We start from the raw sequence: 13,639 nt of genomic DNA, 5'->3' as shown, positions 1-13,639 counted from the left end.
CCCGCCTCCTAAAGAGGCGCCTCCCACACCACCGTCGTACCGCCCCCGTCCTCCCCCAGACCCGCCACACACCTGCTCGATCCGCCCAGCGACTCCGCCCGCCGCTGGAGATTGCGCAGCCCGCTGCGCCGGCCGCTCTCGGGCAGCCCCACACCGTCGTCCGCCACCGACAGCCGCACCGCCTCATGTCCGTCGGGCAGCCGGACGGTGGCGTCGACGACCACCTCGATCCGGGTGGCGTGCGCGTGCCGGAAGGCGTTGGAGAGGGCTTCGCGCAGCGCGGCGATCAGGTTCTTCCCGGTGAGTTCGCCGACCCGCCCGTCGACCGGTCCGACAAAGCGGTGGGACGGCTGGAACCCCAGCGGCACGGCCGCCGTCTTGATCTCGCGCAGGACGCGGGTCCGCAGCCCGGACGGCGCCTCCGCCGGGCCCCGCTGCAACGCGAAGATGGCGGTACGGATCTCCTGGATGGTCACGTCCAGCTCGTCCACGGCCCGCCCGATGCCCTGGTGCGCCTCCTGGGCGACCGGGCCGCGCTGGGCGCTCTCCAGCATCATCCCGGTGGCGAAGAGCCGCTGGATGACCAGGTCGTGCAGGTCGCGGGCGATCCGGTCCCTGTCCTCCAGGACGGCCAGCCGCTCCCGGTCGCGCTGCGCGTCGGCCATCATCAGCGCGAGGGCCGCCTGGGAGGCGAACTGGGTGGCGAGGATGCGTTCGGTCTCGGTGAAGCGGCGCGCGCCGCGCGGGCGGGGCGTGACGAGGGCGCCGAGCACCCGCCCCCCGCTGTGGAGCGGCAGCAGCATGCAGGGGCCGTACCCCTGGGCCATGTCGGTGATCATGCGCGGGTCGGTGGTGGAGTCGTCCACGAAGACGGACTCGCCGGCCAGCAGGGACCGTACGACCGGGCTCTCGGGAGGCGCGATCATGCCGAGCCTGGAGGACGGGTGGGGGCGGTCGGAGGAGATCGCGACGATCTCCAGCCCGTCGCCCGGTGTGGGCAGCATGACCACGCCGGCCGCCGAGTCGGCGAGGCTGCGGGCCTGTTCCGCGACCACCGCAAGGGCGTCCGCGCCGCCGTTGGAGAGCAGCGCCGTGGTGACGGCGACGGAGCCGTCGATCCACCGCTCGCGCTGCCGGGCCGCCTCGTACAGCCGCGCGTGCCCGATGGCGATCCCGGCCTCCGTGGCGAGCACCCGCAGGACGTGCAGGTCCTGCTCGTCGAACGCGACCGCCGCGTCCTCGGCCGTCCCCGCCTCCCCCTCACTCTCACCCTCCCCCTCACCAGGGCCGGAGCCGGAACCCGAATCCCCCGCGTCCTTGGAAGCGCGCTTCTCGGCGAGATACAGGTTCCCGAACAGCGCGCCGTGCACCCGGATCGGCACCCCGATGAACGTACGTGTCGGCGGCCCCTCCCGCCCCTCACCGTCGTCGCCGGGACCCGTCTCGTGCTCGCCGAGCCTCACCGGCCCCGACTGCTGGATCAGCGCGCCCAGCAGGCCCCTGAGCCCGTCGGGCCTGCCGCCGACCAGCCGTACCTCCTCCGTGCCCACCCCATAGGTCACGAAGTCGGAGAGGCCGTCGCCCGACTCGTCGACCACGCCGATCGCCGCGTAGCGGGCGTCCGCGAGATGAGCCGCCGTCTCACAGATCCGATCCAGCGTGGAGTGCAGTTCGAGCCCCGTCCCGACGGACCGCATGGCTTCCAGCAGCTGCGGCACCCGTGCCGTGAGCTCGGTGGACATGCCCTGGAGGCTGCGCGCCGCACGGGTGGCGGCCTCCAGGTGTTCCGTCGACTCGGGCAGGGTCATGCCCTTGAGCGTAGTAAGTCCTATTTGATGGGGAAAGTCGGCAGCCCTGATACGGACAAAGTCGGTGATCCTGGTACGGCGAAAGTCGGCGGTCCCGACACGGGCAGCAGATCACCGGCCCGCTCCCGCTCCAGCATCCGCCGCAGCGGCCCTTCCTCGGCGATCAGCCGGTCGTACGGCCCGCGCTGTACGGTCCTGCCCTCGTCGAGCACGATCACCTCGTCGACCGCGTCGAGACCGCGCAGCCGGTGGGTGATGAGCAGCGTCGTCCGCCCCTCCGTCACCTCCAGGAGGTCGGCGGTGAGCGCGTCCGCGGTCGCCAGGTCCAGATGCTCGGCCGGCTCGTCCAGGACCAGCACGGGGAAGTCGGCGAGCAGCGCCCGGGCGAGCGCCAGGCGCTGGCGCTGGCCGCCGGACAGCCGGGCGCCGTGCTCGCCGACCAGCGTGTCCAGGCCCGCGGGCAGCGAGTCGGCCCACTCCAGCAGCCGCGCCCCGCGCAGGGCGTCACGCAGCTCACCGTCGGTCGCGTCGGGGCGGGCGAGCCTCAGGTTCTCCCGTACGGAACTGTCGAAGAGGTATGCGTCCTGGGCACACAGCCCGACGAACCGCCGCACCGTGTCGCCGTCGAACGTGGCGGCGTCCGTGCCGCCGAGCAGCCAGCTGCCCTCGCGCGGCTCCAGGAAGCGCAGGAGCACCTGGGCGACGGTGGTCTTCCCCGCCCCCGACGGGCCGACCACCGCGACCCGCCAGCCCGGGGTCAGCGTCAGGTCGAAGCCGGTCAGCGCGTCCCGCCGCTGCCCCGCGTACCGCGCGGACACCCCCCGCACCTCCAGCGGGAACGGCGACCCGGGCGCGGCGGCGGGCCGCTCCGGCTCCTGTACGGGTACGGGGGCGTCCAGGACCTCGCAGACCCGCCGCGCGCCCTCGGCGGCCCGCTGCCGGTACCGCACGGCGAGCGGGAGCCCGGCGACCGCCTCGAACGCGGCGAGCGGCGTCAGGACGACGACGGCCAGCTCGACGCCCGCCAGGCGCCCGTCCCGTACCGCCTGCACCCCCACCACCGCGGCGGCGGCCACCGTCAGCCCGCACACCAGCGCCGACAGCCCGCCGCCCAGCGCGACGGCGCTCGCCCCCCGCGACGCGAGGGAGGTGAGCGTACGGTCCGCCTCCCGGGCCCGCCGGAGACGGCCGGGGAGCGCGCCCGTGACGGTCAGCTCGGCACTGCCCCGCAGCAGGTCGGCGACCCGGGTCGCCAGCAGCCCGCGCGCGGGCGCCAGCCGGCGGCCGGCCCGGCGGGCGAAGGCCCCGCTCAGGAGGGGCACGCCCACCCCGGCCAGGAGCAGGCCCACGGCCAGCAGCGCGCCCGCCTCCGGCAGCAGCCAGGCCGTGAACCCGACGGTGCCCGCGCCGACGAGCACGGCGGTGCCGACCGGGAGCAGCCAGCGCAGCCAGTAGTCCTGGAGTTCGTCCACGTCGGAGACGAGCCGGGAGAGCAGGTCCGCGCGCCGGGTCGCGCCGAGCCCGGCGGGCGCGACGCGCTCCAGCCCCCGGTACACGGAGACCCGCAGGTCGGCGAGTATCCGGAGCACGGCATCGTGCGACACGAGCCGCTCGGCGTACCGGAACACGGCCCGCCCGATGCCGAAGGCGCGGGTCGCCGTCACGGCGACCATCAGGTACAGGACCGGGGGTTCCTGGGAGGCCCGCGAGATGAGCCAGCCGGAGACGGCCATGAGGCCGATGGCGGAGCCGAGCGCGAGACTGCCGAGGACCAGCGCCAGGACGAAGCGTCCGCGCAGCGCCCCGGCGGCGGCCCGCATCCGCGCGAGCGGCTGCGCGCGGGCGGTGGTCTCGCGGGCGGCGGTCTCGCGGCCCGCAGGGACAGCGCCGTCGGCGAGGTCCCGTACCTCGAAGCGGTCCGCCCCCACCCCGGCGACGCCCCGGTCCAGATCCGTACCGCTCCCACCCCCGGCAGCGTCCCCGCGCAGATCCGTACCGATCCCACCCCCAGCGACGCCCCCGCCCGCATCCGTACGGATCCCAGACCCAGCGGCGCCCCCGCCCACATCCACACGGATCCCACCTCCGGTCCCGGCACCTACGCCCGCCCCCGAAGCCGGTCCCGTCCCCGCCCCCTCCCCCCACGCCAGCGTGATCACCCGGTCCACCACCGCGAGCAGCGCCGGCCGGTGGACCACCAGGACCACCGTCCGCCCCCGCGCCAGCCGCCCCACCGCCTCGACGATCCCCGCCTCCGTCTCGCCGTCCAGCGCCGCCGTCGGCTCGTCGAGCAGCAGCAGCGGCCGGTCCGCGAGGAAGGCGCGCGCCAGCGCGAGCCGCTGCCGCTGCCCGGCCGACAGCCCCGCCCCGTCCTCGCCGAGCACCGTCTCCGCGCCCCGGGGGAGCGCCGCCACGAAGGGGTACGCCCCCGCGTCCCGCAGCGCGGCCCGTACCGCCGTGTCGTCCGCGTCCGGCCGCGCCAGCCGTACGTTCTCCGCGATCGTGCCCGCGAAGAGGTACGGCTGCTGCGGCACCCACGCGATCCGCTCCCGCCACCGCTCCAGGTCGAGCGACCTCAGGTCGCGCCCGTCCACCCGTACCCGGCCCTGGTCCGGGACCGTGAACCCGAGCAGCACGTGGAGCAGCGTGGACTTCCCCACCCCGCTCGGCCCCACCAGGGCGACGGTCTCCCCCGCCTCGACCGTCAGCGTGGCCGCGTCCAAGGACGGTTCCTCGCGGCCCGGGTGGCGGACCGTCACCCCGTCCAGCTCCAGCCGGACCGCACCGGCCGGGACTTCGTCCCGTCCGCCCACGCGCGGCGCGGTCTCCAGGACCGTGAAGATCTCCTCCGCCGCCGCGAGCCCTTCGGCCGCCGCGTGGTACTGCGCGCCGACCTGACGGATCGGCAGGTACGTCTCGGGGGCGAGGATCAGCACCACGAGCCCGGTGGAGAGGTCGAGGTCGCCGTGGACGAGCCGCAGTCCGACACCGACCGCGACCAGCGCCACCGACAGCGTCGACAGCAGCTCCAGCGCGAAGGACGACAGGAAGGCGATCCGCAGCGTACGGAGGGTGGCCTGCCGGTACTCCGAGGTGATCCGCCGGATCGAGTCGGCCTGCGCCTTGGCCCGGCCGAAGACCTTGAGTGTCGGCATCCCGGCGACGACGTCCAGGAAATGCCCCGAGAGCCGCGAGAGCAGCCGCCACTGCCGGTCCATCCGGGTCTGGGTGGCCCAGCCGATGAGGATCATGAACAGCGGGATCAGCGGCAGCGTGACCACGATGATCGCCGCCGAGACCCAGTCCTGCGTCACGATCCGCGCCAGGACCGCCACCGGTACGACCACCGCGAGCCCGAGCTGGGGGAGATAGCGCGCGAAGTAGTCGTCCAGGGCGTCGATGCCCCGGGTGGCGAGGGCGACCAGCGAACCGGTCCGCTGTCCGCTCAGCCACCCCGGGCCCAGCTCGGCGGCCCGATCCAGGAGCCGTCCGCGCAGCTCGGACTTGACCGCCGCGCTCGCCCGGTGCGCGGCCAGTTCGGTCAGCCAGGACACCAGCGCCCGCCCGACGGCGACCGCGCCCAGCAGCAGGAGTGGGGTGCGCAGCCCCGAGGGGGAGTCCCCGTGCTGGAAGGCGCCGACGACGACCTCGGCGATCAGCGTCGCCTGGACGATCACCAGCCCGGCACCGGCCAGCCCGAGGACCACCACGGCCACGATGAAGGGGCGCGTGGTCCGGGCGTACCGCAGCAGACGCGGATCGATCGGTTTCACGTGAAACACCGTCCTCAGTGCGTGCCGGACCCGGCGATGTGCTGCGTGCCGATCCGCTTGCGGAACACCCAGTACGTCCAGCCCTGGTAGAGCAGCACGATGGGCGCCGTGATCCCGGCCCCCCAGGTCATGATCTTCAGGGTGTACGGGGTGGACGAGGCGTTCGTCACCGTGAGGTTCCACTGCTCGTTCAGGGACGACGGCATGACGTTCGGGAACAGCGTCAGGAAGAACATCGCGACGACGGCCACGACGGTCAGCCCGGAGAGCGCGAACGACCAGCCTTCCCGCCGCCTCCCGATCGCCCCGATCGCCCCGGCCAGCGCGGCCACCGCCACGACCAGCGCGACCAGGCTCCTGCCGTTGCCGCTGTCGGCCTGGGTCCAGAGCAGGAACCCGATCGCCAGGACGGCGGTCACCGGCCCCAGGACGAGCGCCAGCCTCCTCGCCCGTACCCGGATGTCCCCCACCGTCTTGAGCGCGGCGAACACCGTGCCGTGGAAGGTGAAGAGGGCCAGGGTCACCAGGCCGCCGAGGAGCGCGTACGGGTTGAGCAGGTCGCCGAGGGTGCCGACGTACTCCTTGTGCGCGTCGATCCGCACGCCGTGCACGATGTTGCCGAAGGCGACGCCCCACAGGACGGCCGGCAGGAGCGAGGTCCAGAAGATCGCGTGTTCCCAGTTGCGCTGCCAGCTCTCCTCGGGGCGCTTGGCGCGGTACTCGAACGCGATGCCGCGCACGATCAGGCAGACCAGGATCAGCAGCAGCGGCAGGTAGAAGCCGGAGAAGAGCGTGGCGTACCACTCGGGGAAGGCGGCGAAGGTCGCGCCGCCCGCGCTGAGGAGCCAGACCTCGTTGCCGTCCCAGACGGGCCCGATGGTGTTGATCAGGACGCGTCGTTCCGTACGGTCGCGGGCCAGCAGCTTGGTCAGGACCCCGATGCCGAAGTCGAAGCCTTCGAGGAAGAAGTAGCCGGTCCACAGGAAGGCGATCAGGACGAACCAGACGTCATGGAGTTCCATGGTTCCTCAGCCCTTCAGTAGGAGAAGGCCATCGGGCGGTCGGCGTCCGTGTGGTCGCCGCCGATCCGGGTGGGCGGGTCGAGGTCGTCGTCGGTGAGTTCCGGTGGTCCCGCCTTGACGTACGTGACGAGCAGTCTGACCTCGATGACCGCGAGGACCGCGTACAGCAGGGTGAAGGTGATCAGCGAGATGAGCACCTCGGTCTGGGACGTGTGCGGGGAGACCGCGTCGGACGTGCGCAGCACGCCGTACACCACCCAGGGCTGGCGTCCGGTCTCGGTGAAGATCCAGCCCCAGGAGTTGGCTATCAGGGGGAAGAGGAGCGTCCACAGGGCGGTGACCCAGTACCACCTGGCGAGCTTCGGGCTGAGGGCCTTGTTCCGGAAGAGCACCAGGTGGGGCACCTCGTCCTCGCCGGTGCGCAGCCGTTGGGGCAGCAGGAACCTCCGGCGGGTGAGCCAGAGGCCGAGGAGTCCGAGGCTGAAGGACGCCATGCCGAAGCCGATCATCCAGCGGAAGCCCCAGTAGGCGACGGGGATGTTGGGCCGGTAGTCGCCGGGCCCGAACTTCTCCTGCTCGGCCTTGTTGACGTCGTTGATCCCCGGGACGTGCGAGCTGAAGTCGTCGTTCGCGAGGAACGACAGCAGCCCCGGGATCTCCAGCTCGACGGTGTTGTGGCCCTTCTGGACGTCCCCGTAGGCGAAGACGGAGAACGGCGCGGGCGCCTGTCCGTCCCAGAGGGCCTCGGCGGCGGCCATCTTCATCGGCTGCTGCTTGAACATGACCTTGCCGAGGGTGTCGCCGCTGACGGCGGTCAGCATCCCGGCAAGGACGACGGTGACCAGGCCGAGCCGCAGGGAGGTGCGCATCACGGGGATGTGCTTCTTGCGGGCGAGGTGGAAGGCGGCGATGCCGACCATGAAGGCGCCGCCGACGAGGAAGGCGGCCGTCATGGTGTGGAAGAACTGGGTGAGCGCGGTGTTCTGGGTGAGCACCGCCCAGAAGTCGGTGAGTTCCGCGCGCCCGGACTTCTTGTTGATCCGGTAGCCGACCGGGTGCTGCATCCAGGAGTTCGCGGCGAGGATGAAGTACGCGGAGAGGATGGTCCCGATCGAGACCATCCATATACAGGCCAGATGGATCTTCTTGGGCAGCTTGTCCCAGCCGAAGATCCACAGTCCGATGAAGGTGGACTCGAAGAAGAAGGCGATCAGGGCCTCGAAGGCGAGCGGGGCACCGAAGACGTCACCGACGAAGCGCGAGTAGTCGGACCAGTTCATGCCGAACTGGAACTCCTGCACGATGCCGGTGACGACGCCCATCGCGATGTTGATCAGGAAGAGCTTGCCCCAGAACTTCGTGGCCTTGAGGTACTTCGGGTTCTCCGTGCGGACCCACGCGGTCTGCAGCCCGGCGGTGAGCGCGGCGAGCGAGATCGTCAGCGGGACGAAGAGGAAGTGGTAGACGGTGGTGATGCCGAATTGCCATCGCGCCAGGGTCTCCGGCGCCAGAGCGAGTTCCACGTCGTTACTCCTTACATCGCCGTGGTCGAGCGGCGGCTTGCCCCTTTGATCCGGTCCGCATTGCGTACGGAACGTGGCAAACGGGGCACGCTTGTGAACGCGTTCACATTCACAAGCATTATGGCGCACCCCCATCCGGACCTTCGTTCGGGGGGTCCCCCCAACGAGGCGCACGGGTCGAGCACCCGTGAAACGCCCCCCGGAACGCCGAAGGGCGGCCCCCTCGGGAGGCCGCCCTCATCCGGTTCGTCTCAGCCGGTCACAGCTCCTCGCGGAACTTCTCGGCCGCCTGGAGGAAGAGATCGTTGGCCTCGGTCTCGCCGATCGTGACCCGTACGCCCTCGCCCGCGAACGGGCGGACCATCACCCCGGCCGCCTCACAGGCCGCCGCGAAGTCGAGCGTGCGCTCCCCCAGCCGCAGCCACACGAAGTTCGCCTGCGTCTCCGGCACCGTCCAGCCCTGCCCGGCCAGCGCGTCGGCCACCCGGGTCCGCTCGGTGACCAGCGACTCGACCCGCTCCAGCAGCTGCGTCTCGGCACGCAGCGAGGCCACCGCCGCGTCCTGGGCGATCTGGCTCACCCCGAAGGGCACGGCGGTCTTGCGCAGCGCGGCCGCCACCGGCTCATGAGCTATCGCGAAACCGACCCGCAGACCGGCCAGCCCGTACGCCTTGGAGAAGGTGCGCAGCACCGCCACGTTCGGGCGCTCGCGGTACAGGTCCACCCCGTCGGGCACCTCGGCGTCGCGGATGAACTCGCGGTACGCCTCGTCCAGCACCACCAGGACGTCACCGGGCACCCGGTCGAGGAACCGTTCCAGCTCGGCCCTGCGCACCACCGTGCCGGTCGGGTTGTTGGGGTTGCAGACGAAGATCAGCCGCGTCCGGTCGGTGACGGCGTCGGCCATCGCGTCCAGATCGTGCGTCTCGGTGCCGGTCAGCGGCACCTTCACCGAGGCCGCGCCCGAGATCTGGGTGATGATCGGGTACGCCTCGAAGGAGCGCCAGGCGTAGATGACCTCGTCACCGGGGCCGGCGGTGGCCTGGACCAGCTGCTGGGCCACGCCCACCGAGCCCGTGCCCGTCGCCACGTGCTCCAGCGGCACGGCGAAGCGGCCGGCCAGCTCCTCGGTCAGGCCGGCGCACGACAGGTCGGGGTAGCGGTGGAAGATCCCGGCGGTGGCGATCACCCGCTCCATCACGCCGGGCAGCGGCGGGTACGGGTTCTCGTTGGAGGACAGCTTGAACGCGGCGGGGCCGCCGGCCGCGGCGGGCTTGCCCGGCTTGTACGTCGGGATGCCGTCCAGCTCGGCACGGAGCCTGGGCCCCGTACCGCCGCCCACCGCAGGGCTCGTCTTGCTCACCGCAGGTCCTCCTCGGCCGTTCACGGGTGTCGCGTCAGGGGTGTCACGCTTTTCAATACTGCTCACCATAGGAGGATTCGGGGTCCCTGCGAAGGGTCCGGTGACGTGGGCCACTCGGGAGGGCGCCGGCCTCGGTGACGCGGGTCACCCGGGAGCGCGCCGGCCCGCCGTGACGCGGGTCACCCCGGAGGGCGTCGAGCGGGGGGGCGCACTTCTTCCTGGCGCGCGCCCGTGGTCCGCGCCGTGGCGCGCGTCCCCCGTAGAGGTGAGTTGAGACAACTTCGAAACATGGACCTTTCGACAGGCACATGCCGTCCGATGCATGCCAGACGACAGCCGGGACGGCCAAACCCCACGTCATCCAAGGACATTGGGGGCTTTTGACCATGCAGAAACGTGCCTGCTGAGGGGTGCATATGCGACCGGCCCAACCGCCCGCCCGCGCCCTAATATCGGCTGGCCATGACAGCAGCAGGGAAACACCAGGTGAGCCGGACGGACACAACCCGCCGGGGAAACCGGCAGGGTCGGGCGGGCATCCGGGACGTCGCAGCCGCAGCCGGTGTCTCCATCACGACTGTCTCGGACGCGCTCAACGGCAAGGGACGCTTACCCGACGCCACGAGAAGCCACGTCCGAGAGGTCGCCGAGCGCCTCGGCTACCGTCCTTCCGCCGCCGCCAGAACCCTCCGTACCGGCAAATCGGGCCTCATCGGCCTGACCGTGACGACGTACGGGGATGAACCTTTCACCTTCACCGAATTCGCCTACTTCGCCGAGATGGCCAGAGCGGCCACCTCCGCCGCGCTGGCCCGGGGCTACGCCCTCGTCATCCTCCCCGCCACCTCACGCCACGACGTCTGGGCGAACGTCGCCCTCGACGGCACCGTGGTCATCGACCCCTCCGACCATGATCCGGTCGTCACCGAACTCGTACGCCAGGGCCTGCCCGTCGTCTCCGACGGCCGGCCCGCGGGCACCCTCCCCGTCACCGCCTGGGTCGACAACGACCACGAGGCGGCCGTCCTCGACCTGCTCGACCACCTCGCCGACGCGGGCGCCCGCCGGATCGGCCTGCTCACCGGCACCACCACCGACACCTACACCCGCCTCTCCACCTCCGCGTACCTGAGCTGGTGCGAGCGGGTCGGCCAGGACCCCGTCTACGAGTCCTACCCGGCCCACGACCCGTGCGCGGGTGCCGTCGCCGCCGACCGGCTCCTCGCCCGCCCGGACCGCCCGGACGCCGTCTACGGCCTCTTCGACCCCAATGGCACCGATCTGCTCGCCGCCGCCCGGCGGTACGGGCTGCGCGTCCCCGAGGACCTGCTGCTGGTGTGTTGCAGCGAGTCCACCGTGTACGCGACGACGGAACCGCCCATCACGACCCTCTCGCTCAAACCGCGCCGGATCGGCACGGCCGTCATCCAGCTCCTCATCGACGCCATCGAAGGAATCAACACCGGCGCGCCGATCGAGCAGGTGATACCGACCGAGCTGGTCGTCAGGACCTCGTCCCAGCGCCGCCCGCCCCGCACCACGGTCAGCGCTCCCAGGTCCCCGGCGGGGGACTGACGGAGCGCCACCGGGGCCGGGCCGGTCCCTTCCGTACCCCCGCCCGTACCCCCGCCGAAGGATCGGACCTTTCACATTTGGGGTGATCGGCGTGAAAACCTCCGGCGAACCTGAGGTGGAAACGGATTCACCACCCCTGGTGCGTCACACAGGAGGAGCGGGATTCCTATGATGGGCGCACGACACCATGGACCTTTCCTGACCTCCGGTGGGCACACGCCCACCGGAGAGGGCGAGCCCGAGAGGTGTACGGCGGCGCGACGGTGGTGGAGGGGTCGATGACACAGGGGGCCGGTCAGGGACCCGCGGTGCGGACGGCGACGTTGCGCGACTTCCGCGTACCGCCGTACGCGCAGGTTCCCGTGCAGTCCGGGCAACCGGCGCATCCCGCGCGGTCCGGGCCCGAGCAGTTCGGGCCCGAGCAGTTCGGGCCCGAGCAGTTCGGGCCCGAGCAGTTCGGGCCCGAGCAGTTCGGGCCCGAGCAGTTCGGGCAACCGGACCGTCCCGCGCAGTCCGTTGAGGTGGACGGGTACGGCCAGGAGGCCGCGCACACGTCCGGGCATCCCGGCAACGCGATCCCCGCCGACGAGGTCCCGGAGGGCTACACCCCGACCGAGCGCGACCTCCCGGTGATCGGCCCCGAGGGGGTCACCGTCCAGCTGAACCTGGGGCCCGACGGCGTTCCCGCGCCCGGCGGACCCGGCCCGCTCTACGTCGTCGGCGACGTGCACGGCTACCTGGACGAACTCCTCGACGCCCTCGGCGAGCAGGGCCTCATCGACTCCGCCGGCAACTGGTCGGCCGGCAACGCCCGGCTCTGGTTCCTCGGCGACTTCACCGACCGCGGCCCCGACGGCATCGGCGTCATCGACCTCGTGATGCGGCTCTCCGCGGAGGCGGCGGCGGCGGGCGGCTACTGCAAGGCCCTGATGGGCAATCACGAGCTGCTGCTGCTGGGCGCCAAGCGGTTCGGCGACACCCCCGTCAACTCCGGCGCGGGCACCGCCACCTTCCAGGCGGCCTGGCTCCTCAACGGCGGTCAGAAGAACGACATGGAGCGCCTCCAGGACGTCCACCTCCAGTGGATGTCACGGCTCGACGCGGTGGTCGAGGAGGACGGGCACCTGCTGGTGCACTCCGACACGACGGCCTACCTGGACTACGGCTCCTCCATCGACGACGTCAACGACACCGTCCACCAGATCCTCACGCGCAACGACGCGGACGAGTGCTGGGACGTGTTCCGCAAGCTCACCAAACGCTTCGCGTTCCGCGACGAGGGCGGCCCCGAGGCCGTCCAGGAACTCCTCGCCACGTACGGCGGACACCGCATCGTCCATGGCCACAGCCCCATTCCGTATCTCCTGGGCGAGGTCGGCACCGAGGACGCCCAGGACGGCGACGGCGGCGGCCCCGGGGTGGAGGGGCCGCACGTGTACGCGGACGGCCTGGCCATCGCCATGGACGGCGGCGTGACCATGGCGGGGAAACTGCTGGTCGTACGGCTACCGCTGGCCGACTGACCGGTTCCGTACGCACCACCGGATCGACGGGGATCCGGTGTTTTCCGGAAACCCCCTGTCACCCCGCGGCAAAACAGCTCTACCATCGGCTTATCCGTAGCAGGCTCTCCTTCCGTTTCCGCCAACCGCCCGTTCACGCGGGCGCATCGGCCCTACGGAGCATCGGGGGATGCACATGAACAGCGCTCCGCACCTGCTGAGCGAGGATCGCGCGGAGTTCGAGCGGATCCTCGACGACGCGCTGCGCAACGCGCACGAACGCCCGGATCTGGCCGACGTGGGCCGGCGCCTGACCGCCGAGCAGTTGCGCACGAAGGCCCTCAACGCCACCACCCGGATAGCCGGCGCCGCGGCCGCCGAGTACGAGCACTACGCCAAGATGCGCGAGGAGTTCCGCTCGCCGGTCTCCTCCCCGGCCCCGAACGGCTCCATCAGGGAGCCGGCCACGGTCGCGGAGGACGACGACACGGGCGCGGGGTTCGCGGCGGTCCTCACCGTCCTGGTCCCCGTCCTCGGCGGCACCGCGGCGCTGATCTTCCTGCTCGTCGGCTACCTCCTCAAGGCCCTGACCCCGCCGCCCGCCTTCGCCGACTCCCTGCTCGCGGTGGGCTGGTTCTTCGGCGCGGTCACCGTGATCGGGATCCTGGGCGCGGCGGTCGGCCTGCTCATCACGGCCGTACGCAACAGGGACACCGAGGTCCCGGCCCCGGAGGAGTCCGGCGGGGAGCTGCCGGACGAGGTCGAACGGGCGAGGGAGGCCTGGCGCCACGCCCTCCTGGAACGCGGCATCCTGCCCTTCCTGCGCGGAGCCCTCGCCGACCCGAGCGCGGGCCGCGCGGCCCCGGGACCGCCCCGTACGGTGGGCCACCTCCCCAAGATCGGCTACACCCACCCCGGCTTCTCCAGCCCCGACGAGGGCTCAGCGGCCCACCAGCGCCCCACCTTCAGCAGCCCGGACTTCACCAGCCCCGACTTCGGCGGCCCGGAACACCAGCCCGAATAGCCCCGTCCCGCGACGGCGGGCGGCGAGAACGGGCGGGCGGCGAGAACGG

Annotated in this window: 8 protein-coding genes; 3 read left to right on the top strand and 5 right to left on the bottom strand. The window is 72.0% G+C overall.

What is annotated here, in order from left to right:
- Positions 1–8 precede the first annotated feature (8 nt).
- The 5 genes from ACIODU_RS02895 to hisC form a co-directional block, all read right to left on the bottom strand.
- On the bottom strand, positions 9–1,808 hold the full coding sequence (locus tag ACIODU_RS02895; RefSeq protein WP_401763136.1) for a GAF domain-containing sensor histidine kinase: 1,800 nt from the start codon (positions 1,806–1,808) through the stop codon (positions 9–11).
- A 20-nt stretch (positions 1,809–1,828) separates the two neighbouring features.
- Positions 1,829–5,581: a thiol reductant ABC exporter subunit CydD gene (cydD, locus tag ACIODU_RS02890; protein ID WP_401763135.1), complete on the bottom strand. Its 3,753-nt coding sequence runs from the start codon at positions 5,579–5,581 to the stop codon at positions 1,829–1,831.
- Positions 5,582–5,595: 14 nt separating this feature from the next.
- Positions 5,596–6,603 carry a cytochrome d ubiquinol oxidase subunit II gene (gene cydB, locus ACIODU_RS02885; protein ID WP_401763132.1) on the bottom strand — a complete coding sequence of 336 codons (1,008 nt, stop codon included), beginning with the start codon at positions 6,601–6,603 and terminating at the stop codon, positions 5,596–5,598.
- Positions 6,604–6,617: 14 nt separating this feature from the next.
- Positions 6,618–8,126 carry a cytochrome ubiquinol oxidase subunit I gene (locus ACIODU_RS02880; protein ID WP_356418060.1) on the bottom strand — a complete coding sequence of 503 codons (1,509 nt, stop codon included), beginning with the start codon at positions 8,124–8,126 and terminating at the stop codon, positions 6,618–6,620.
- Between the two features lie 259 nt (positions 8,127–8,385).
- Entirely contained in the window at positions 8,386–9,468 is a 1,083-nt protein-coding gene (hisC, locus tag ACIODU_RS02875) for a histidinol-phosphate transaminase (protein WP_401763519.1), read from the bottom strand.
- Between the two features lie 483 nt (positions 9,469–9,951).
- On the opposite strand from hisC, the gene ACIODU_RS02870 reads away from it, so the two are divergent.
- The 3 genes from ACIODU_RS02870 (at position 9,952) to ACIODU_RS02860 (ending at position 13,590) form a co-directional block, all read left to right on the top strand.
- Complete coding sequence (locus tag ACIODU_RS02870) at positions 9,952–11,064, top strand: LacI family DNA-binding transcriptional regulator (protein WP_161312533.1); 1,113 nt, start codon at positions 9,952–9,954, stop codon at positions 11,062–11,064.
- Between the two features lie 263 nt (positions 11,065–11,327).
- A complete protein-coding gene (locus ACIODU_RS02865) occupies positions 11,328–12,587 on the top strand; it encodes a metallophosphoesterase (protein WP_401763516.1) in 1,260 nt (419 codons plus the stop codon).
- A 169-nt stretch (positions 12,588–12,756) separates the two neighbouring features.
- Positions 12,757–13,590: a hypothetical protein gene (locus ACIODU_RS02860; RefSeq protein WP_401763129.1), complete on the top strand. Its 834-nt coding sequence runs from the start codon at positions 12,757–12,759 to the stop codon at positions 13,588–13,590.
- The last annotated feature ends 49 nt before the right edge of the window (positions 13,591–13,639 follow it).

Source organism: Streptomyces sp. NPDC088261 (assembly GCF_044740805.1).
GTDB lineage: Bacteria > Actinomycetota > Actinomycetes > Streptomycetales > Streptomycetaceae > Streptomyces.
The sequence above is the reverse complement of the archived record's forward strand: the minus strand, read 5'-3'. Positions and strand labels throughout refer to the sequence as shown.

What these genes read in the sequence shown, in the direction of transcription:
- cydB (WP_401763132.1), bottom strand. Translation starts at nt 6,603, where the DNA reads ATGGAACTCCATGACGTCTGGTTCGTCCTGATCGCCTTCCTGTGGACC.
- ACIODU_RS02895 (WP_401763136.1), bottom strand. Translation starts at nt 1,808, where the DNA reads ATGACCCTGCCCGAGTCGACGGAACACCTGGAGGCCGCCACCCGTGCG.
- ACIODU_RS02860 (WP_401763129.1), top strand. Translation starts at nt 12,757, where the DNA reads ATGCACATGAACAGCGCTCCGCACCTGCTGAGCGAGGATCGCGCGGAG.
- ACIODU_RS02870 (WP_161312533.1), top strand. Translation starts at nt 9,952, where the DNA reads ATGACAGCAGCAGGGAAACACCAGGTGAGCCGGACGGACACAACCCGC.